General features: G+C 68.3%; 15 protein-coding genes and 1 tRNA gene. 9 read left to right on the top strand and 7 right to left on the bottom strand.

Annotated elements, in window-relative coordinates; all coding sequences use genetic code 11:
- Positions 1–22: 22 nt before the first annotated feature.
- Entirely contained in the window at positions 23–1777 is a 1755-nt protein-coding gene (locus G6N35_RS11425) for an AMP-binding protein (RefSeq protein WP_246224280.1), read from the top strand.
- 12 nt (positions 1778–1789) lie between these two features.
- Here the strand turns inward: G6N35_RS11425 and G6N35_RS27595 are convergent, their stop codons facing one another.
- A complete protein-coding gene (locus tag G6N35_RS27595; RefSeq protein WP_220098504.1) occupies positions 1790–3670 on the bottom strand; it encodes a PGRS repeat-containing protein in 1881 nt (626 codons plus the stop codon).
- Between the two features lie 43 nt (positions 3671–3713).
- Here G6N35_RS27595 and G6N35_RS11415 point away from each other — a divergent pair, with 43 nt between their 5' ends.
- The gene (locus tag G6N35_RS11415) at positions 3714–4142 is read left to right on the top strand and encodes a hypothetical protein (protein WP_163804355.1); all 429 of its coding nucleotides are present in this window, start codon (positions 3714–3716) and stop codon (positions 4140–4142) included.
- Between the two features lie 259 nt (positions 4143–4401).
- On the opposite strand, the gene G6N35_RS11410 is transcribed toward G6N35_RS11415, so the two are convergent.
- Positions 4402–5535, bottom strand: coding sequence for a hypothetical protein (locus tag G6N35_RS11410; protein WP_163804354.1), 1134 nt, complete (start codon positions 5533–5535; stop codon positions 4402–4404).
- A gap of 335 nt (positions 5536–5870) precedes the next feature.
- Positions 5871–5943 (bottom strand) — tRNA-Arg (locus tag G6N35_RS11405).
- Positions 5944–6117: 174 nt separating this feature from the next.
- On the opposite strand from G6N35_RS11405, the gene argS reads away from it, so the two are divergent.
- From argS to rho, 6 genes are all read left to right on the top strand, one after another.
- Positions 6118–7770 (top strand): arginine--tRNA ligase, encoded by a 1653-nt coding sequence (argS, locus tag G6N35_RS11400; protein ID WP_163804353.1) that lies wholly within the window; start codon positions 6118–6120, stop codon positions 7768–7770.
- The gene (gene lysA / locus G6N35_RS11395; protein ID WP_163804352.1) at positions 7767–9185 is read left to right on the top strand and encodes a diaminopimelate decarboxylase; all 1419 of its coding nucleotides are present in this window, start codon (positions 7767–7769) and stop codon (positions 9183–9185) included. The genes argS and lysA overlap by 4 nt, the downstream gene beginning before the upstream one ends.
- A gap of 4 nt (positions 9186–9189) precedes the next feature.
- On the top strand, positions 9190–10512 hold the full coding sequence (locus G6N35_RS11390; protein WP_163804351.1) for a homoserine dehydrogenase: 1323 nt from the start codon (positions 9190–9192) through the stop codon (positions 10510–10512).
- A complete protein-coding gene (thrC, locus tag G6N35_RS11385; RefSeq protein ID WP_163804350.1) occupies positions 10509–11585 on the top strand; it encodes a threonine synthase in 1077 nt (358 codons plus the stop codon). The genes G6N35_RS11390 and thrC overlap by 4 nt, the downstream gene beginning before the upstream one ends.
- A gap of 13 nt (positions 11586–11598) precedes the next feature.
- Positions 11599–12543: a homoserine kinase gene (thrB, locus tag G6N35_RS11380; RefSeq protein WP_163804349.1), complete on the top strand. Its 945-nt coding sequence runs from the start codon at positions 11599–11601 to the stop codon at positions 12541–12543.
- 275 nt (positions 12544–12818) lie between these two features.
- Positions 12819–14738 (top strand): transcription termination factor Rho, encoded by a 1920-nt coding sequence (gene rho, locus G6N35_RS11375; RefSeq protein WP_179967344.1) that lies wholly within the window; start codon positions 12819–12821, stop codon positions 14736–14738.
- A gap of 13 nt (positions 14739–14751) precedes the next feature.
- Here rho and G6N35_RS11370 read toward each other — a convergent pair whose 3' ends face one another.
- The 4 genes from G6N35_RS11370 to G6N35_RS11355 all read right to left on the bottom strand — a co-directional run bounded on the left by G6N35_RS11370 (position 14752) and on the right by G6N35_RS11355 (position 19882).
- Complete coding sequence (locus G6N35_RS11370; protein WP_163804348.1) at positions 14752–16248, bottom strand: hypothetical protein; 1497 nt, start codon at positions 16246–16248, stop codon at positions 14752–14754.
- A 383-nt stretch (positions 16249–16631) separates the two neighbouring features.
- Positions 16632–17768, bottom strand: a complete 1137-nt coding sequence (locus G6N35_RS11365) for a sulfotransferase family protein (RefSeq protein WP_163804347.1) — start codon at positions 17766–17768, stop codon at positions 16632–16634.
- Entirely contained in the window at positions 17765–18793 is a 1029-nt protein-coding gene (locus G6N35_RS11360; RefSeq protein WP_163804346.1) for a 3-oxoacyl-ACP synthase III family protein, read from the bottom strand. The genes G6N35_RS11365 and G6N35_RS11360 overlap by 4 nt, the downstream gene beginning before the upstream one ends.
- Positions 18794–19228: 435 nt before the next feature.
- Entirely contained in the window at positions 19229–19882 is a 654-nt protein-coding gene (locus tag G6N35_RS11355) for a TetR/AcrR family transcriptional regulator (RefSeq protein ID WP_163804345.1), read from the bottom strand.
- Positions 19883–20024: 142 nt separating this feature from the next.
- Between G6N35_RS11355 and fadD1 the strand changes: the two genes are divergently transcribed.
- The gene (gene fadD1, locus G6N35_RS11350) at positions 20025–21608 is read left to right on the top strand and encodes a fatty-acid--CoA ligase FadD1 (RefSeq protein WP_163804344.1); all 1584 of its coding nucleotides are present in this window, start codon (positions 20025–20027) and stop codon (positions 21606–21608) included.
- Positions 21609–21720: the final 112 nt, after the last annotated feature.

The raw sequence follows: 21720 nt of genomic DNA, 5'->3' as shown, positions 1-21720 counted from the left end.
AGTCTGCGCTAGCCTGTGGTCCGTGACACAGGCGGTTGAAACCTCGTTCCCGGCGTTGCTGCGCGAGCGCGCACTCCTGCAACCGGACGACACGGCACTGACGTTCGTCGACTTCGATCAGGACTGGGCGGGCGTCCCGCTGAGCCTGACCTGGCCGGAGCTGTACCGGCAGGCGCTCAATGTGGCCCGCGAACTCGGTACCTGCTCCACCCCCGGTGACCGCGCCATGATCGTCGCGCCGCAGGGTCTGGAGTACATCGTCGGCTTCCTGGGCTGCCTGCAGGCCGGTCTGATCCCCGCGCCGCTGGCGGTGCCGTTCGGCGGGGTCGCCGACGAGCGCGTCGATTCGGTATTGCGCGACGCCCAGCCCGCCGCGGTTCTGACCACCTCGTCGGTGGTGTCCGACGTGGTCCGCAGCCTCACCCCGCCGCCGGGGCAGCCGGCGCCGGCCGTCATCGAGGTCGATCGCCTGGACCTCAACGCCCCGGTGCGTTCCGATAACGGCGACGGCGACTTTCACGGTTTCGAAGGGCCGGCGTACCTGCAGTACACCTCCGGCTCGACCCGGTCGCCGGCCGGCGTGATGATCTCCTACAAGAACGTGCTGACCAATCTTCAGCAGATCTGCACCGACTTCCTCGCCGACGGCGGCGTGGTCGCCCCGCCGACCATCGTGTCGTGGCTGCCCTTCTATCACGACCTCGGTCTGTTGATGGGCATCTGCACCCCCGTGGTCGCGGGCTTCCCGACGGTGCTCACCAGCCCGGTGTCGTTCCTGCAGCGGCCGGCGCGCTGGATGCACCTGGCCGGCGGCTACGAGCGCGCGTTCACCTCGGCGCCCAACTTCGCCTTCGACGTCGCGGCTCGCAAGATCTCCGACGACGATATGGGCGGTGTCGACCTCAGTGAGATCCTGCTGATCCAGAGCGGTGCCGAGCGGGTGCAGCCCGCCACGGTCAAACGCTTCATGGACCGGTTCACCCGGTTCGGACTGCACGACAACGTGATTCAACCGTCGTACGGTCTGGCTGAGGCCACCCTGTACGTCGCGACCCCGGATCCTGCGAAGGCTCCGACGATCGTGTCGTTCGATTCCGAGAGCCTGGCCGCCGGGCAGGCCAAGCGTGCCGAGACCGGCACTCCGCTGGTCAGCTACGGCGCGCAGCGCTCTGCACTGTCCCCGGTGGTGCGGGTGGTCGATCACGAGACCGGGGTGGAATGTGAAGCCGGCGCGCTCGGGGAGATCTGGGTGCACGGCGACAATGTCGCTGCCGGCTACTGGGAGAAGCCCGAGGAAACGGCGCGCACGTTCGGCGCCACCCTCCTCGGCGCGGCGGGGGACACCCCCGAGACCGGATGGCTTCGCACCGGCGACCGTGGCTTCATGTCCGACGGTGAACTGTTCGTGGTCGGCCGGATCAAGGATCTGCTGATCATCTACGGCCAGAACCATGCCCCGGACGACATCGAGGCGACGGTTCAGGAGATCACCCGCGGCCGGGTTGCAGCGATCGCCGTCACCGACGACGGCGAGGAGAAGGCTGTCGTGGTCATGGAGGTGCGCAAGCGCGGCGACTCCGAGCAGGAGATCGCCGAGAACTTGGCTGCCATCAAACGCGAAGTGACAGCGGCGATCTCGAATTCGCATCGACTGGCCGTCTCGGATCTGGTTCTGGTGGCTGCGGGTTCGATCCCGGTGACCACCAGTGGCAAGGTGAGGCGCTCGCTGTGCGTCGAGCACTACACCCGCAACCAGTTCGCCCGGCTGGATGCTTAGTCCCGGTGCGGACTAGGTAGTGTCTGCCGTCCCGTCGGTTCCGGTCGAACCGCCGGCGCCCAGCCCGTTGCCGGCCGAACCGCCAACCCCGGCAACGGCATTGGCGATCAACGGCGCGAAGGCGCTGCCGCCGATCCCGCCGCCGCCCCCGGTCGAGCCGGTGCCCACCCCGGCGCCACCGGTCCCGCCGTCGCCGCCGAAAGCCACCCCGCCGACCAGGTTGTAGGCGGTGCCGCCCTGGCCGCCGTCACCACCCGCAGTGCCGCCGGAGCCACCGGCGCCGCCGTCACCGGCGATGGCATTGCCGGCGGTGCCGAAGAGGTAGTAGCCCATGATGGCCATACCGCCCGTCCCGCCGTTGCCGCCGGTGACGGTGCCGGCTCCGCCGTTGCCGCCGGTGCCGCCGATGACGTTCCCGTAGCCGATACTGAGGGCCACGCCGCCCGTCCCGCCGTTACCGCCGGTGACACCGCTGCCGCCGTTACCGCCGTTACCGGCGGTCAGGACACTGCCCCCACCGTTGCCGCCATTGCCACCGGTTGCGCCCGTGCTGTTGCCGCCGTTGCCTCCGGCGCCTGCCACCCCAGGCAGGCCCGCACTGCTGCCACCGCCGTTGCCGCCGTTGCCACCGGTTCCGGTGGTGGCGCTTCCGCCCACCCCGCCGACTCCGCCGTTGCCGAGGAGGAATCCACCGATTCCGCCGTTGCCGCCGTTGCCACCGGCCTGCAGGTCGGTGGTGGTCGATCCGCCCGTGCCGCCGGCACCGCCGTTGCCGAACCAGCCGGCCGCGCCACCGTTGCCGCCTGCAGCACCGGCACCGCCGGTACCGCCGGCTCCGCCATCGCCGATCAGGCCGGACCTTCCGCCGTTGCCCCCGGCAACGCCGGGTGTCGTGGAGTTGTAGCCGTTGCCGCCGTTGCCGAACAGCACGCCGCCCGGCTTGCCGTCCGGGCTGCTGGCAGTTCCGTTGGCGCCGTTGCCGATCAAGAGGGTGCCGAACAAGACGACCGAGAATCCGTTGGTGGTGGCACCGGCCATCGAGGTGTTGGAGCCGAACGCCAGCCCGTTGCCGACGTTGTGGGCGATACCGTCCTGGCCGTCGGCTCCTGTGGTGGTGCCGCCGGTGCCGCCTGCCCCGCCCGCGCCGCCGATGGCATTGCCGGGCGCGCCGAAGGGGTAGTAGCCCATGATCGCCATGCCACCCTGGCCGCCATCGCCGCCGGTCACCGTTCCCGCGCCGCCCGAGCCGCCGGCCCCGCCGATCACGTTGCCGTAGCCGATGCTCAGTGCGATGCCGCCGGTGCCGCCCTTGCCGCCGATCACCCCGGCGCCGCCCGTACCGCCGGCCCCGCCGACCTGGTCGTCATTGCCACCGGCGCCGCCCACTCCGCCGGTGCCGCCGACGCTGTCACCGCCGGTCCCGCCGATGCCGGCGTTGCCGAGATAGCCGCTGTTGCCGCCCGCGCCGCCGGCGCCACCGGTGCCGGTGCTGGCCGCGCCGCCGGTCCCGCCTGCTCCGCCGTCGCCGAGAACCAGGCCGCCGAGGCCTCCGGCTCCGCCCGCGCCGCCGGTTGCTCCATCGACGGTGGTCGCCCCGCCTGCGCCGCCGGCGCCGCCGCTGCCGAACCAGACCGCCGCGCCTCCGTTACCGCCTGCCTGGCCGGCGTGACCGGCGCCGCCGTCGCCGCCGTTGCCGATGATTCCGGAGGTGCCGCCGTTGCCGCCGCCCCAGCCGCTGCCGCCGTTGCCGTAGAAGAAACCTGCGTTGCCGCCGTTGCAGCTGCCGGATGCGGCAGTGCAGTCGCCGGCGACGGTGCCGTAGCTGTAGCCGTTGCCGATCAGCAGCCCGGCATTGGGATGGTCGGCGGTGCCATTGCTGACCAGAAGGTTCATGAAGTCGCTGAGCGGCCCCGTCCAGGGGAACAGGGACGGCAGGGTGGGCAGCACAGGGATGGCCGCCGCCGGCACCGTGGTCTTGGCGGCCGCGGCTGCAGGCGCCGGTGTGGCCGTGGCCGCGGCCGGGGAGATGGTCTGGCTGACCGCCGCCGATGGTGTGGCAGTGGTGTCCGCCCTGGCCGTCGACGCCCGGCCGGTTGCCGAGGCTGGTGCGGGAGAACCCTTGGTGGACTTTGGTTTTGAGGCTGCGGAACCGCTATGGGACCGGGCCGAACCGGTGGACTTCGCGGCTGACGTGGCGCCGCCCGACTCGGCGGTGCTGTGGGTGGACTCGTTGCTCGCGGGTGCGGCGTTGGCCACGCCGGTGACGCCGCCCAGGGACGCGCAGAACCCCACGGTGAGCGCGCCGGCTCCGATCCAGGTGGCTAGGTCAGCGTGCTGCTGCGGAGCGCGATGGCGTGGCGCGTGACGGTGCGCCTTGGCCTTCTTGCTCGCCGCACGATGTTTCGCTGCCATTGTTCTTCCCGGACCGTTGTGTTACCTCGGTCACAGATCGTAACAAAGCTTACGGAGGTCCCAGCAAATGCCTGGTCAGCCTAGGTGGCGTCCAGCGCGATTGTGCTGATACCTACCCTCGGTCGGATATCCGACCGTGAGCCAGCTGGGAATTCGTTGTGTGGCGTCGCATTGTTCGCGACGGCCGCCGACCCGCGGTGATTCCGCGTGGGCTACTTTCGGTGCCGCCCGCCGCCGCCGGTGCTCGAGCCCGAGGAGTCCGACGCCTTGGCGTGCTTCGGGCTGCTGTCGGACTTGGCGTGCTTGGGGCCGCTGCTCACGGTGTTGTCGGCCGTCGTGGTGGTCGACGCGGCGCTGGTCGCGGTGCGGTTGTTACCGAGCAAGCCTGCCGGGCGCCCGACGGCGAAGCCGTTGATGTTGAAGCCGGGGCCGCCGGCCTCATTGACGGCACCGGTCTGGCCGATCGAACCCGCCAGGGCGGCGGCGCCGGGGCCCGCGGTGACCTTATTGCCGTTGCCGAGAAAGTTGAAGGCGCTGAGCAGGATCGACGGCGTGGCGGAGTTCCCGGCCGACACCGTGGTGTCGTTGCCGTTGACATTGACCGCGCTGGTCAGGATGCCGGCCGAGGTGACGTTGTTGTTGCCGACGTCGCCGGAGACGTTGACCGCCGCAGACGCCACCCCACCGGCCGCGGTGGTCTGGGTGCCGTTGTTGTTCGGCAGGAATCCGATCGCGATGTTGAGGCCGCCGACCGTCGAGGTGGTGCCGGGGCCGATCTGCAGGGAGTAGTTGAAAAGCCCGGCGGCTCCGGTGGTTTGGGCGCCACCCCCGAACGGGTTGATACCACTGGCGAAATTGAACAGCCCCAGCGTGGAGGTCGTGCCGTTGCCGAGCTGGTAGGAAATGTTCGCGACGCCGATCGCGCCGGCCTCCGCCGTTCCGGTGCCGGTGTTCTGGCTCACCACGAGGTTGAGCGCTCCCCAGGTCGAGGCCGTGCCCGCGCCCAGCTGCAAGGCGGTGGAGAAGAAGGACGTCAGTGATCCGGCCGAGGCGCTGTTGCCGATCGCGGCCGCCCAGGTGAACGCACTGATGGTCGTCGAGGCGCTCGCGCCGTCGCCGATGGCGATGGCGCCGTTCAGGAATCCGCCGGCCGTCGCCGTCGCACCGTTGCCGATGCCGATCGCAAAGGTGGTCAGGTTGCTCGTGCAGCCGTTGCCGTTGCCGATGCCGAAGGCCGAGAAGCAATTGGCGTTGGCGGGCGGGGCAACGCTGAGAGTTCCTGCGCCCAGTGCACCGGAGACCAGGGCCCCGAGTAACACGCCGCCTCTGACTCGAGCCTGATCCATCGGCGTACCTCATCGTTCGTCGGTGTCTTTGCCGGTATGGACGGTACCTCGATGCGGCGCGGGGCAGAATCACTTTGGGACAACTGTTTGCCGCGTTCTCGTCTGGAGCGCACATCACGCCGGTGAGCTGCCACGGAACGCCCAGTATCCAGTTTGCGAAAAGCCCGCAATTCCGGTGTGTGGCTGGTGAGCCTGACGAGACGACGATGGCTGGCTCGGTAGCCGGGAGGTATAGCGGCGAGGGGCCGGATATCACCGAATCCGCACGGATCGCGATGTCGTGCGGCGTCGACGATCTGAGTTAGAGACTCGATGCACGGAGGTGTGGTGGAAAGTGCCCCCGGCAGGATTCGAACCTGCGGCCTTCTGCTCCGGAGGCAGACGCTCTATCCCCTGAGCTACGGGGGCGCGGATCGAAAACGAACAGCGCCGTTGGGCCTGCACAGCCTAACGCATCCGGGTGCCCGCTGACCAAAGCCCCCGGGGAGCTCGCCGTTGCTTTACCGGGTCGCTGCGCTCCTGCCCTCTGTCCCGGGATATGGATGCGGGCTCTGACCACGGCAGACCATAGGATGGACCCCCGTGACCCCCGCCGACCTCGCCGAGCTGCTGAAGACCACCGCTGCCGCGGTGCTGGCCGCCCACGGCCTCGACACCGATGCCCTTCCCGCGACCGTCACCGTCGAGCGCCCGCGCAACCCCGAGCACGGCGACTACGCGACCAACCTGGCCTTGCAGGTCGCCAAGAAGGTCGGCGCCAACCCGCGTGAGCTGGCCGGATGGCTGGCCGAGGCGCTCACCGCCGCCGACGGCATCGCCTCGGCCGAGGTGGCCGGACCCGGCTTCGTGAACCTGCGGATCGAGGCCGCCGCGCAGGGTCTGATCGTGCGCAACGTCCTCGACGCCGGCGCCGCCTACGGCCATTCCGCCTTGCTCGACGGCCAGAAGATCAACCTCGAGTTCGTCTCGGCCAACCCGACCGGACCGATCCACATCGGCGGCACTCGCTGGGCTGCCGTCGGCGATGCGCTGGGACGGCTGCTGTCCACCCAGGGCGGCGACGTGGTGCGGGAGTACTACTTCAACGACCACGGCGCCCAGATCGACCGGTTCACCAACTCGCTGATCGCCGCCGCCAAGGGCGAACCGGCGCCCGAGGACGGCTACGCCGGTGCCTACATCAACGACATCGCCGACCAGATTCTCGCCAAGGCCCCGGGCGCCTTGAGCCGGACCGGCGAGGAGCAGCGCGAGACCTTCCGGTCCATCGGCGTGGACCTGATGTTCGACCACATCAAATCGTCCCTGCACGAGTTCGGTACCGACTTCGACGTCTACACCCACGAAGACTCGATGCACACCAGCGGACGGGTCGACCAGGCGATCGCCAAGCTGCGGGAGAACGGCGCCATCTACGAGAAGGATGGCGCAACCTGGCTTCGCACAACGGAATTCGGCGACGACAAGGATCGCGTTGTCATCAAGAGCGACGGACAGCCGGCCTACATCGCCGGTGACCTCGCCTACTACCTCGACAAGCGCCAGCGCGGATTCGATCTGTGCATCTACATGCTGGGCGCCGACCACCATGGCTACATCGCGCGCCTGAAGGCTGCGGCCGCCGCGCTCGGCGACAATCCCGACACTGTCGAGGTGCTCATCGGGCAGATGGTGAACCTGGTCCGCGACGGCCAACCGGTGCGGATGAGCAAGCGGGCCGGCACCGTGATCACCCTCGACGATCTGGTCGACGCCATCGGGGTGGATGCCGCGCGCTACGCGCTGATCCGCTCCTCGGTGGACACCCCGATCGACATCGACCTCGAGCTGTGGTCGTCGGCGTCGAGCGAAAACCCGGTCTACTACGTGCAATACGCGCATGCCCGGCTCTGTGCGCTGGCCCGCAACGCCGCCGAACTCGGCCTGGCACCGGACACCGCGCACCTCGGCCTGCTCACCCACGACAAGGAAGGCGCGCTGATCCGCAACCTGGGTGAGTTCTCCCGGGTGCTCGAGGCGGCCGCGTCCTTGCGTGAACCGCATCGGGTCTGCCGCTACCTGGAGGATCTGGCGGGCGACTACCACCGCTTCTACGACTCCTGCCGGGTCCTGCCGATGGGCGACGAGGAGCCGACGGATCTGCACCGGGCCCGGTTGGCGCTGTGTGCGGCGACGCGTCAGGTGATCGGCAACGGGCTGGCCATCCTCGGGGTATCCGCACCGGAGCGCATGTGAACGCTCACCCGGCCGGCCCACGGCACGCCGAGGAGATCCACCACGGCGGCACGCCGCCACGCCCCGTGAGCGCCGCAGACGCCATGGCGCTGGCCCCGAAAGTGTGGCCCCGCAACCTTGTTCGCACTCCCGAAGGGGAGGTGACGATCGCCGGCATCGCGGTGACCGATCTGGCCGCCGAGTACGGCACCCCGCTGTTCGTCATCGACGAGGACGACTTCCGCAGCCGGTGCCGTGAGATCGCCACGGCCTTCGGCGGTGGGCGCAACGTGCACTACGCCGCCAAGGCGTTCCTGTGCAGCGAGATCGCGCGCTGGGTCGCCGAGGAAGGGTTGTCGCTGGATGTCGCCAGCGGGGGAGAGTTGGCCGTCGCCCTACACGCCGGGTTCCCGCCGGAGCGAATCGCGTTCCACGGCAACAACAAATCCGTCGACGAGCTGACGGCCGCCGTCAAGGCCGGTGTCGGCCACGTGGTGCTGGACTCGATGACCGAGATCGAACGCCTGGACGCCATTGCCGGGGATGCCGGTGTGGTGCAGGACGTGCTGATCCGGATCACGGTGGGGGTGGAGGCCCACACCCACGAGTTCATCGCCACCGCCCACGAGGACCAGAAATTCGGCCTGTCGCTGGCCAGTGGCGCCGCGATGGCCGCCGTGCGCAGGGTGTTCGCCACCGACCACCTGCGGCTGGTCGGTCTGCACAGCCACATCGGTTCGCAGATCTTCGACGTCGCCGGATTCGAACTCGCCGCCCACCGGGTGATCGGGCTGCTGCGCGACGTGGTCGCCGAGTTCGGTGTCGACAAGACCGCCCAGATCGCGACGGTGGACCTCGGTGGTGGTCTCGGCATTTCCTATCTGGCCCAGGATGATCCGCCGCCGGTCCAGGATCTGGCCGCCAAGCTGGGCGCTATCGTCGCCACCGAGTCCGCAGCTGTCGGTCTGCCCGCCCCGCGACTGGTCGTCGAACCCGGCCGTGCCATCGCCGGCCCCGGCACCGTCACGCTCTATGAAGTGGGCACGGTCAAGGATGTCGCGATCAGCGCCGGTTCGTCGCGCCGCTACATCAGCGTCGACGGCGGGATGAGCGACAACATCCGCACCTCGCTCTACGGCGCCGAATATGACGTACGCCTGGCCTCCCGGGTCAGCGATGCTGCACCGACCCTGTCCCGGGTGGTCGGAAAGCATTGTGAGAGCGGCGATATCGTCGTCCGCGATGCCTGGGTCCCCGGTGACATTCACCCCGGTGACCTACTGGCGGTGGCCGCCACCGGAGCCTATTGCTATTCGATGTCGAGTCGGTACAACCTGATCGGCCGCCCTGCGGTGGTGGCCGTGCGCCAGGGGCGGTCCCGCCTGATCCTGCGCCGGGAGACCGAAGACGACCTGTTGAGTTTGGAAGTGAGGTAGGACAATGGGTAACGAGAAACCAATCGGCGTCGCCGTCCTGGGTCTGGGTAACGTCGGCAGCGAGGTCGTGCGCATCATCGAGGACAGCGCCGTCGATCTCGCGGCCCGCATCGGTGCGCCGCTGGAATTGCGCGGTGTCGCCGTCCGCCGGGTCGCCGACGATCGCGGCGTGCCGGCCGCTTTGCTCACCGACAACGTCGAGGAACTGGTCTCGCGCGACGACGTCGACATCGTCGTCGAGTTGATGGGCCCGGTCGAACCGGCCCGCAAAGCCATCCTGTCGGCACTGGAGCAGGGTAAGTCGGTCGTGACGGCCAACAAAGCTCTGCTGGCCCAGTCCACCGGCGAGCTGGCACAGGCCGCCGAACGTGCCCATGTGGACCTGTACTTCGAAGCCGCGGTGGCCGGTGCCATTCCGGTGATCCGGCCGCTGACCCAGTCACTGGCCGGTGATTCGGTGCTGCGAGTGGCAGGCATCGTCAACGGCACCACCAACTACATCCTGTCCGAAATGGCCTCGACCGGAGCCGATTACAGCTCCGCACTCGCCGACGCCAGCGCGCTCGGCTATGCCGAGGCCGATCCCACCGCCGATGTCGAGGGCTACGACGCCGCGGCCAAGGCGGCGATCCTGGCGTCCATCGCCTTCCACACCCGCGTCACCGCCGACGACGTCTACCGGGAGGGCATCACCAAGGTCACCCCGGCCGACTTCGAGGCCGCCAAGGCGTTGGGCTGCACCATCAAGCTGCTGTCGATCTGTGAACGCATCACCACTGCCGATGGCCAGCAGCGGGTTTCGGCGCGGGTCTACCCGGCGCTGGTACCGCTGACCCATCCGTTGGCCACGGTCAACGGCGCCTTCAACGCGGTTGTCGTCGAAGCCGAGGCCGCCGGCCGGCTGATGTTCTACGGCCAGGGCGCCGGCGGCGCTCCGACTGCCTCGTCGGTCATGGGCGATGTGGTGATGGCCGCCCGGAACCGGGTTCAGGGCGGCCGCGGTCCCCGCGAGTCCAAGTACGCCCAGCTGCCGATCGCGCCGATGGGCGTCATCCCCACCCGCTACTACGTCAGCATGACGGTCAACGACCGCCCCGGCGTACTGGCCTCGGTGGCAGACGAATTCGGCAAGCGTGAGGTCAGCATCGCCGAGGTCCGGCAGGAAGGCATCACCGACGAGGATGGCGTGCCCGCCGGTGCCCGGATCGTGGTGGTGACCCATCGTGCCACCGACGCCGCGCTGTCAGAGACCGTCTCCGCACTCGCCGATCTCGATGCCGTGCAGAGCGTGAACAGCGTGCTGCGACTGGAGGGAACCGCCGAATGAGCACGACCAAAGTCCACACGCCCTGGCCCGGCCTGATCGAGGCCTACCGGCACCGGTTGCCTGCCGCGGCGGATTGGACGCCGGTGACGCTGCTGGAGGGCGGCACGCCGCTGGTGCCCGCGCCGCGACTGTCTGAAAAGACCGGCTGCACAGTCCATTTAAAGGTCGAAGGCCTCAACCCGACCGGCTCCTTCAAGGACCGCGGGATGACCATGGCCGTCACCGACGCCGTCGCCCGCGGGCAGAAGGCGGTGCTGTGCGCCTCGACCGGTAACACCTCCGCCTCGGCCGCGGCCTATGCCGCCCGCGCCGGCATCACCTGTGCGGTGCTGATTCCGCAGGGCAAGATCGCGATGGGCAAGCTCGCGCAGGCGGTCATGCACGGCGCCAAGATCATCCAGATCGACGGCAACTTCGACGACTGCCTGGAGTTGGCCCGCAAGCTGACGGCGGATTACCCGACCATCGCCCTGGTCAACAGTGTGAATCCGGTTCGTATCGAAGGCCAGAAGACAGCGGCGTTCGAGATCGTCGACGCCCTCGGCACGGCACCCGACGTGCACTCGCTGCCGGTGGGCAACGCCGGAAACATCACCGCCTACTGGCGCGGTTACACCGAGTACCACCGCGATGGCGTCAGCGACAAGCTGCCGCGCATGCTCGGCACCCAGGCAGCCGGCGCAGCCCCGTTGGTGCTCGGCAAGCCGGTCACCAACCCCGAGACGATCGCCACCGCGATCCGGATCGGTTCGCCCGCCTCCTGGGACGGCGCCGTGGCCGCACAGCAGGAGTCGGGCGGCCGCTTCCTGGCCGCGACCGACGACGAGATTCTCGCCGCATATCGCCTGGTCGCCGAGGCCGAGGGGGTGTTCGTGGAGCCGGCATCGGCCGCCAGCATCGCCGGGCTGCTCAAGTCGGTCGAGGACGGCTGGGTCAAGCCGGGCTCGACGGTGGTGTGCACCGTGACCGGCAACGGACTCAAGGACCCCGACACCGCGCTGCGCGGTATGCCGACGGTCACCGCGATTCCGGTCGATCCGAGTGCTGTCGTCGCCGAACTCGGCCTGGTCTGAGGACGGATCGCCGGTGACCCTGAGCCTTCCTGCCGGACTGACTGCCAGCGCATCGGTGGCGGCGTCGAGCGCCAACCTCGGCCCCGGTTTCGACAGCCTGGGCGTGGCGCTGGGCCTCTACGACGAGATCCTGGTCGAAACCACCGACGGCGGCCTCGTCATCGAGGTCGAGGGGGAGGGCGCCGGTCAGGTCCCGCACGACCACGATCATCTGGTGGTGCGCGCCATTCATCGGGGCCTGCTGGCCGCGGGTGCCGAGGCGCCCGGGCTGGTGGTGCGCTGCCGCAACAAGATCCCGCACTCGCGTGGCCTCGGTTCCTCGGCCGCTGCCGTGGTGGGAGGGCTTGCCGTCGCGAACGGCCTTGTGGCGCAAGCGGATCTGCAGCCGTTGGACGACATCAGGTTGATCCAGCTGTCCTCGGAGTTCGAAGGACATCCGGACAACGCGTCGGCGGCCGTGCTCGGCGGGGCGGTGGTGTCCTGGACCGATACCAGCACCGTGCCGCCGACGTATGCGGCCGCGCCGGTGCGTCTGCATCCGGACATCCGGCTGTTCTCCGGCATCCCGCAGGTACGGTCGTCCACCGCGGAGACCCGCGTGCTGCTGCCCGAACACGTCAGCCACACCGCGGCGCGCTTCAATCTGAGCCGGGCGGCGTTGCTGGTGGTGGCGCTCACCGAGCGGCCCGACCTGTTGATGGCCGCCACCGAGGACGTCCTGCATCAACCCCAGCGCGCTCCGGCGATGCCGGCCTCGGCGGAATTTCTCCAGGTCCTGCGGCGTTGCGGAGTGGCAGCGGTGCTGTCCGGCGCCGGCCCCTCGGTATTGGCGCTGTCCATCGGCGCCGATCTACCTGCCGAGGCCGTCGAGTTCGGCACCGCCCATGGATTCGCGGTTACCGAACTCGGCATCGGTGATCCAGTTCGCTGGAGCACCGGTGTCGCGGTCCGCGGCTGACTTGGCCACACGCCGGTGCGATTTCTTGCTTTCCTGCCGTAAAGAGGGCTATTCTCGGTCCCGTCCAGGCAATCGCAGCGTCTGCACCTGCGCCGAGACTAGGACGACCACCAATTCTTCCCGTGTTCAAGTCGTTGACTGACGGTTCGCCATGTGGCCGCGAATCCCGCCCGTCACCGTTGGCACTGAGATGACGGTGAGACTTCGCATTCAGCGAATCGGCTGAATGCCAGCACCCCTGACGTGACGCAACGCCGGGGGAAGAAAGGAAATCCGTGACTGATACGGACCTCATCACGGCTGGAGACAGCGCACCTGCAACGGATGCGCCCGCCGTGGATTCACCCGCCTCGTCGGCATCCGAACGGTCCGCCCGCGGCGGCGCCACCGGGTCGCTGTCGGCGATGGTTCTGCCCGAACTTCGTGCGCTGGCCAGCCAGGTCGGCGTCAAGGGCACCTCCGGTATGCGCAAGAGCGAGCTGATCGCCGCCATCCGGGACGCCCAGAACGGCGGCAACGGTAGCTCGCACGGTGCGGCCAACGGTGGCGCTCCGGCGGCCGCCGAGCCGGCATCCGACAACGGAGCCCCCGAACAGCCGCGCCGGGAGCGCCGCACCGCGAACCGCGGCGCCGGTGCGCCGACCAGCGAGAACGCCGCCGCCGGTGCGTCGACCAGCGAGAACGCCGAGCAGCAGAAGCCCGCCGAGCGGCCCGAGAACACCTCGCAGAACGACGCGGAGAACAAGGCCGACAAGCCCGAAACCCGGTCCCAGAACCGGACCGACAACGCCGAACAGCCCCGCAACGAGAACCGGGGCGACAACCGTGACAACCGGCCCAACCGTGAGTCCAACGACTCCGGTGGCGACGGTCAGGGCGGCGGCCAGAACCGCAACAACAACGGCAATAACAACAACAGCACCAACACCGACGACGACGAGCGCGGTGGCCGTCGCGGCCGCCGGTTCCGGGACCGCAGGCGCCGCGGTGAGCGCACCGGCGGCGAAGGCGGCGGCGGTAACGAAGCCGAGCTGCGCGAGGACGACGTCGTCCAGCCGGTGGCCGGCATCCTCGACGTCCTGGACAACTACGCGTTCGTCCGGACCTCCGGCTACCTGGCCGGCCCCAACGACGTCTACGTCTCGATGAACATGGTCCGCAAGAACGGCCTGCGCCGCGGTGACGCGGTGACCGGTGCGGTCCGCGTGGCCAAAGAGGGTGACCAGAGCAACCAGCGGCAGAAGTTCAACCCGCTGGTGCGCCTGGACAGCGTCAACGGCGGACCGGTCGAGGCGGCCAAGAACCGCCCGGAGTTCAGCAAGCTGACCCCGCTGTACCCCAACCAGCGTCTGCGCCTGGAGACCACCACCGAGCGGCTCACCACCCGCGTGATCGACCTCATCATGCCGATCGGCAAGGGTCAGCGCGCTCTGATCGTGTCGCCGCCCAAGGCCGGCAAGACCACGATCATGCAGGACATCGCCAACGCGATCACCAAGAACAACCCCGAGTGCCACCTGATGGTCGTGCTGGTCGACGAGCGACCTGAAGAGGTCACCGACATGCAGCGCTCGGTCAAGGGTGAGGTCATCGCCTCGACCTTCGACCGGCCGCCGTCAGACCACACCCAGGCCGCCGAACTCGCTATCGAGCGGGCCAAGCGCCTGGTGGAGCAGGGCAAGGACGTGGTGGTGCTGCTGGACTCGATCACCCGCCTGGGCCGCGCCTACAACAACGCCTCCCCGGCGTCGGGTCGCATCCTGTCCGGTGGTGTGGACTCCACCGCGCTGTACCCGCCCAAGCGGTTCCTGGGTGCTGCCCGCAACATCGAGCACGGCGGCTCGCTGACGATCATCGCCACGGCCATGGTCGAGACCGGCTCCACCGGCGACACGGTGATCTTCGAAGAGTTCAAGGGCACCGGCAACGCCGAGCTCAAGCTCGACCGCAAGATCGCCGAGCGCCGGGTGTTCCCCGCGGTCGACGTCAATCCGTCGGGCACCCGCAAGGACGAGCTGCTGCTCTCGCCGGACGAGTTCGCGATCGTGCACAAGCTGCGCCGCGTGCTGTCCGGGCTGGACAGCCATCAGGCCATCGATCTGTTGATGAGCCAGCTGCGGAAGACCAAGAACAACTACGAGTTCCTGGTCCAGGTGTCCAAGACGGCGCCGGGCGGCGCCATGGACGTCGACTGACGCAGCCCGCCACCTAAACGGTCGTGAACGGGTCCGCGAACGTGACCCCGGCGCGATCGGCGACCTTGGTGTAGATCGACAGCGTGGGGGAGTTCCCCACCGGCGTGAGGATGCTGAACGAGTTCACGTCGCCGGTCGGCGTCGGAGTGACGGAATCAGCGGTAGCAAAGCCACTGGTGCCGAAATCGACGACGTTGAACTCAGACCCGACCGCGGGAACCTGACCTGCTGACGTCCCGGTGGTCCCCGCGGTGACATCGGTCACCAGAATCGCTTGGCTGCGGATACCGAGCAGGTCCCACTGGCTGTAGACGTCGGCGTCGACGCTTCCGATCCGGGTGCCGGCCGAGTCGTAGACGGCGAACTGTTGGTAGCCCTGAATCTGCACCTCCCTGGGCGGAAGGCCGTTCACCCCAGTGGGCTGCAGCGTGGATACCGGGACGAACGTAGTGCCGTTCGGGCCGGTAAACGGTTGGGTGGCCGGCTGTTCCGAGGCGTCGATCAACGTCAGGTCGCTGGTGGCGACGGCGCCGGAACTCACCTGCGACACCGCGACCGGATCGCCGGATTGCGCCGGCATCGACGAATACAGCACATAGTTCTGGTCGGAACCGCTGTACACGACGTTGTACACCGAGCCGACCGGCGGGACCTGCCCGGGATCGAGACCCACGTTGGTTCCGTCGTTGGCGGTGACCAGGATCGCCTGGGTGTAGGTACCCAAGATGTCCGCAGTGGTGGTGACGACGCCCTCGAAACTGCCCACCGGAACCCCGGCCGGGTTGTCGATGGTGAAGACCTGACGTCCCTGAACTGTCGTGAAGAACGGCAAGATTCCGCTTGTCCCCGTGTAGGTTTCGGGCGTCGAGACAGCGGGAGCGATGCTGTAGCCGTTGGTCAGCTGGACCGGCCTGCTGTCCACGGAGTAGTCAGCGATGCCAGCGGCGGCATCGAAGGGCATCGGCAGTGCGAGGCTTCCCAACGGGGTCACCAGCCGGAAGGAGACCTTGTCCCCGGAGCCTGTCGGTATTGCGGTGTAGGACAGCGTCACCGGGCCGATCCCGAAGGAACTGATCAGTGAGCCGACCGGAGGGAGTTGGCCCGCACCGGTTCCGACGTTGGACCCTTCATCGGACGTGACAAGCAGTTCGGTGTAGTTGTAACCGTTGCCTCGGCTCACAAGGGCATCGAAGCTGCCCGCCGATGTGCCCGTCTTGGGGTCAACGACGGCGAACTGCTGTTCGCCCTGGACCACGCTCGGCGCACCCGGCAGATATGTCCACCGCCCGTAGAACGAGGTGACTTGCTCGGGTGAACTGGCAATCACGGTGTCGCCGTTGAGGTCCAGGGTGGAGCTTACCCTGGTGGGGCTGGGCGCCAGTGCGTTGATCACCGAGACCGTGGCTGCCAGAGCAAGTTCGACTGCGCTGGTCAATGCCAAGCCGGCGACACCGGAGGGGATGGTGGGCAGCGAGATGGATGCCTGCGGGGCGGCGTGGAGGCTTCGCACCACGGACATTGCCGGTGAAGCGACGGCCGGCCTCGCCGGTGCGAGCGCACTGCGGAACTTTCCGACAGAGCCGGTTGCAGTAGTCGAATATGACTGTGGGGCAACGCTTTTAGCTGCCAGTGCGGAAGGCGAGGGTGAACCGGGCGTGCTGGGAGTGCTGGGCGCGGCGGCGACCGAAGCTGCCGCTGGTGCAGCCGTCGTGGAATGTCGGGGGTTGTGCGCATGCACCTCGCCCGCTCGGCTGGCGCCCGCGGTCCTGGCCGGCTGCGAGGGCCCTGGCGAACCGGTGTCCGCCGCAGCGATGCCGCAGGTCGCCCCGATGGCGACACCCACGCCGACGACGACGGCCAGCCCGCCGACACGACCGACGTGGCGTGCGGCGCTCATCGCTGCTCGCCGCGGAGTTGGTGTGGTTTCGTCAGGTCGTAGGCGTCGTAGATGTATGCCAGGTCGGCCCGAATGCGGTCGGGATCCAGGCCGAACTGGTCGGGCGAATGGTGATGGCGGCTGGTGTACCCGCGTTGCCGTTGCGCCTGGGCGCGAACTTCGGCACGGAACTGCGCGGTGGGTTCGATCCCGGTGAAGTCCAGAATCCGCTCGATGGTGGGTTCGAGGTCGTCCAGGAGATCGGAGTAGCGCACCACGCAGAGATTGTCCTCGGGGATCAGGCCGCTGATCTGGGCCTCGTGGAAGCTGCCGAGCATGGCGCACGAGGCGTCATAGAGATTGCTGATCCAGCGCTGCTGATCGGGCTCATCGGTGCGATTCCATGCGTCGTAGCCGTTTTCCAGCACGCTGGCGATCAGTGACAGGCCGGAGGGGATGACTTCGACGGGATCGCGGATGATGTAGACCAGCTTGCAGTCGGGGTAGCGCGCCAGCAGCTCCTCGAGCCGGAAGGTGAGCATGCTGGTCTTGGCCAGGATGCGGTTGCCGCGCTTGTAGGTCAGGTTTCGCCGCCAGCATGCCTCGTAGTAGCGAAAGAAGCGCTGCCGCTCGTGGTCGGAGGATCGGTTGATCCCGAAGCTGCTGCGCGATAGTGCACTGCCCCAAACATCCTGCCAGGCAAGGAAATAGGCCCAGGCAAAGGGTCCGTCGAGGGTTCGGAAGAACCATGCCACGTCGTCGGTCTCGATGCCGCGCAGGCTGGTGTCGTGGACGTCGGAGGGGTGGTAGCGCGCCGGCGAGATCCGGTCCAGGCGGGGCACGATCCGGCCCAGGAGCTTGCGTGCGGTGATCGCCGGGAACAGCATTTCCCAGAGTTCGAAGGCAGTGATCCCGGGGGCGGCTCCCAGGAGCAGCCGGTGCAGGAAGGTCGTGCCGCTGCGGGGGTTGCCGATGATGAAGATGGGCCGGTCGATCGGTTGGGTGCGGTGCTGCGGGTAGAACACGTGGTCCAACCCGAGGGTCGTCGCCGAGATCGCTTGACGCAGCTGCAACAACAGGAATGCTCCGAGGGGCCGAAGTCGGTACCCGAACGTCGTGCTGATGACGCGGTAGAGGCGCAGGTAGTGGCTCACCGGGCTTCCCAAACCGCCGCGGCGCCCACGATGGTGAAACCGGCTGCGGCGCTGGCGAGCACGACCTTGTCGCCGTCCTGCACGGTGCCATTGGTGAGGCGGTAGTCCAGCGCCAGCGCCCAGGCGGTGCTGGCGGTGTTGCCGAACAGCGAGTGGGTGAAGATCCCGGCTTGCGGTTGGGCGCCGAGCTCGCTGAGAACACGCTCGACGACGGCTTCACTGGGCTGGTGCAGGGCGTAGTGGTCGACGTCTTCGGGCGACCATCCGATACCGGCGAGCAGGCGCCGGATCTCGGGCGGTACATGGACGGCCAGCGCGAAGAGTTCTTTGGACTGCGACAGGAAATGCCCGTCGACCGGTGCGCGGCACAGCCCGTAGTGCTCGGCCAGGGTCTTGTGGGTCAGGGCCAGCACCCGGGCTCCGCCTGCCGGTAGTGGCTCGCGGGTGACCAGCAATGCCGCGGCGGCGTTACCCAGGGTCAAGCCTGCCACTTCGAGGGCGACGTCCTGTGGTGTCTGGATGTCGTAGGTGACCCGGTCGCGGGTGATCTCGCCGGCGCAGATCAACGCGGTGCGGATCTCGTCGTGCAGGGCGAAGTAGCCGCTGACGACGTGCAGTGCCTCGATGAGGCCGGCGCACGCGCACGTCACGTCCATCGTATGCACCGGGGTGGCGCCCAGCCGTCCGGCCACCTCGGCCGCGGTCGCCGGCTCGAAAGCATCGCGGGCGATCCCGCCGTACACCAACAGGTCGAGGTCGTCGGCCGCGATACCGTTGCTGCTCAGGCAGGCGCTGGCGGCCCGGGCGGCGAAGTGCCCCGGTGACAGCGTGGGGTCGGCTTCCAGATACCGCATCTTGCTGTTGCACCGGTCGAACACGTAGCGAATGCTCGACTCGATCGGATCCCACTGCGACGCTGTGCCGCGAAACGCGTTGCGTACCCGCGACAGAACCTCCTCGTTGTCGACTACGTCGTCGGGCAGGACCACGGAGGGCCGGGAAAAGTAAAGCTGTGGAAACGTCATCGAGCGAACCCCTCTCTTCTGCCCTGACGCGCTGGATGCTCAACGGGTGGGCCGGTGCATCCGGCCCGGACCCTGTCTCTCGCTGCGAGCCTGATGGCGATGACTCACCCGTGGCGTCGGCGCCGTGGGAACAACCGGGTCAGGTCCGGTTGGCTGTCACGTCCAGCAATACCAGTATTGCCCGACCGTGCTGCGCGGCTCGCGCAAGGGCGCAAGGGTTTTCGTCACTCTGAGCCGATTCCTGGCAGATGCACAGACAACGCCCAGTGAGCGCCAATGTTGGAAGTGCCTGTGGCGGTGTATAACTCGGCTGAGGCTCGTGTTGAAGCGGGATCGGTGATCGTCTCGGTGTATCCGGCGCATTTCCGGAGCGGGAATTCCGTTGGGGGGCAGCTGATCTGGCGGATCCACTGGACACTCGGCCGATGTCGGCAGTCAGTGCGAAGGCGGCAGCTGCAGTCCGGGCAACACGTAGCGGCGCATGTATCGCCGCACTGCCTCGTAGTCATCGGCGTCCAAGGTGTCGCCCGGGATAGTGCCCAGGCTCATCTGGACCCGGGCCACCCACTCGGCGGCCTCGTCGATATCGGTGTCGGCGTGGATCTCACCGCGGTCGCGCGCCGCCTCCAGGTAGGGACGCCAGAACTGGCCGAGGTCGGGCAACAGTCCCTGAACGCCGGCGCCGGCGCAGGCGGCGAACTCTTCGGGCTCGTCGCGACGCAGCTGCATCACCAGCGCTCCGGGGCTTTCGTGGGCGCTGCGGCCCAGCCGCACACCCACGACGAGCCTGTCCTCGAAGGCCGTGAGGGCCGCCAGCGTCCGGTTGGACTCCTCCCAGAACGCCTCGTTGAGCCGGACGAGGGCGGCCCCGAGCAGCGACACCTTGTCCGGATAGTGGCGGTAGAGCCATCCGCGCGACACCCCGGCAGCCTCGGCCACCTCCGAGACCGTGGTGGCCCGGATGCCCTTGGCCCGAAGACAGACCTCGGCGGCGTCGATCAGTCGTTCCCGGACCGTCTTGGCGGCGGTCTGGCTGGCCGCATCGGCGCTCGCGGTCACCCCGGCTTCTCCTTCGACGTCATGGACCATGCCCCGTCATCCTGTCAAACCTGCTCACCTGCCGCTGAGACGGCGGAGTAGACAGATTCATGATCCTGTTTACCCTGAGCTTCTATTGTGACGTGTGTCGCACGCCTCATCGGCGGTAAAACCTCAATCCGACGGGAGTTCGATGGCCGAGACGGTCCAGCAGTTGCTCCGTGAACGCTGTAGCGACACCGGTCCTGCGGTGAAGTTCGGCGATCAGGTATGGAGCTGGCAGGAGCACCTCGACGAGGCGGCCCGCCAGGCTGCAGCCCTGATCGCGCTGTCCGACATCGAGCGGCCCCTGCACGTCGGCGCCCTGCTGGGCAATACCCCGGCGATGCTGACCGCGATGGCGGCCGCCGGCCTCGGTGGCTACGTGCTGTGCGGGGTGAACAACACCCGTCGCGGTGGCGCGCTGGCCCGCGACATCGCCACGGCGCACTGCCAGATCCTGCTGACCGACGCCGCCCACCGCGGTCTGCTCGACGGGCTGGACCTGCCTGGCGTCACGGTGCTCGACGTCGACTCGGCAGACTGGCAGGCCCTGCTGGCCGGGGCGGGGGAGCTGACCCCATACCGCGAGGTCACCGCGACCGACACCTTCATGCTGATCTTCACCTCGGGCACCAGCGGTGAACCCAAGGCCGTCCAGGTCGCCCACATGATGGTGCCGTTCGCAGGGGTAGCGCTCGTCGACCGCTTCCAGATCACCGCCTCCGACGTCTGCTACCTGTCGATGCCGCTGTTCCACTCCAACGCGCTGATGGCCGGCTGGGCGGTAGCGCTGGGAGCGGGAGCGGCGATGGCGCCGGCCAGTTTCTCCGCCTCCGGGCTGCTCGCGGATCTGCGCCGCTACGGCGCCACGTACATGAACTACGTCGGTAAGCCGCTGGCCTATGTGCTGGCCACCCCGGAGCGTCCCGACGACCACGACAACCCGCTGCGTGTCGCGTTCGGTAACGAGGCCGCCGACCGGGACATCGCCGAGTTCGGCAGGCGGTTCGGCTGCACCGTGTGGGACGGCTTCGGCTCCACCGAGGGCGCCGTTGTCATCACCCGCGAGGAGAACTGTCCGCAGGGCTCGGTGGGCCGCGGCTTCCCCGGCGTGGCGATCTACAACTCCGAAACCCGGACGGAATGCGCCACGGCGGTATTCGATGCCAACGGTGCGCTCACCAACCCCGATGAGGCGATCGGTGAGATCGTCAACACCACCGGCGGCGGCATGTTCGGCGGCTATTACAACGACGCGAGCGCCACCGACGAACGATTGCGCCACGGAATGTACTGGTCCGGGGATCTGGGCTACCGCGACGCCGACGGCTGGATCTACCTGGCCGGGCGTACTGCCGACTGGATGCGGGTCGACGGCGAGAACATGGCTGCTGCCCCGATCGAGCGGATCATCCTGCGTCTGCCCGCGGTCAGCCAGGCCGTGGTCTACCCGGTGCCCGACGAGCATGTCGGCGACCAGGTGATGGTCGCGCTCCTGCTGACCGAACAGGCCAAGCTCAGCCCCGAGGCATTCGGGGAGTTCCTGGCCGATCAGCCCGACCTCTCTCCCAAGGCCTGGCCGCGGCATGTCTGGATCGCCGACGAGTTGCCCACGACCGCCACCAACAAGGTGCTCAAACGTGAGCTGGTCACCCGCGGCGCCCACCCGGAGGGCGGTGAACTGTGGACCCGTTCGGGCCGCGAGAAGGTCTACCGTGCGGTCACACCGGAATAGCCCCGGCTCCCGGCGCGTTTGGGCAGGTGACGGTCAACCTGGCATACTGGACCGTCGACCACCTCAGGTACCGGTTCACGCCCGCTGACCAGGGATTTCCCGAGGGCGACCC

Origin of the sequence: Mycolicibacterium anyangense, assembly GCF_010731855.1 — a bacterium.
GTDB classification, from domain to species: domain Bacteria; phylum Actinomycetota; class Actinomycetes; order Mycobacteriales; family Mycobacteriaceae; genus Mycobacterium; species Mycobacterium anyangense.
Note: the sequence above shows the minus strand (reverse complement) of the source record. Positions and strands in the feature narration are given on the sequence as shown.

Excerpts from the sequence above, each read along its gene's own strand:
- thrC (WP_163804350.1), top strand. The coding sequence starts at position 10,509 with ATGAGCACGACCAAAGTCCACACGCCCTGGCCCGGCCTGATCGAGGCC.
- G6N35_RS27595 (WP_220098504.1), bottom strand. The coding sequence starts at position 3,670 with ATGAACCTTCTGGTCAGCAATGGCACCGCCGACCATCCCAATGCCGGG.
- fadD1 (WP_163804344.1), top strand. The coding sequence starts at position 20,025 with ATGGCCGAGACGGTCCAGCAGTTGCTCCGTGAACGCTGTAGCGACACC.
- G6N35_RS11360 (WP_163804346.1), bottom strand. The coding sequence starts at position 18,793 with ATGACGTTTCCACAGCTTTACTTTTCCCGGCCCTCCGTGGTCCTGCCC.
- G6N35_RS11410 (WP_163804354.1), bottom strand. The coding sequence starts at position 5,535 with ATGGATCAGGCTCGAGTCAGAGGCGGCGTGTTACTCGGGGCCCTGGTC.
- G6N35_RS11355 (WP_163804345.1), bottom strand. The coding sequence starts at position 19,882 with ATGGTCCATGACGTCGAAGGAGAAGCCGGGGTGACCGCGAGCGCCGAT.
- G6N35_RS11390 (WP_163804351.1), top strand. The coding sequence starts at position 9,190 with ATGGGTAACGAGAAACCAATCGGCGTCGCCGTCCTGGGTCTGGGTAAC.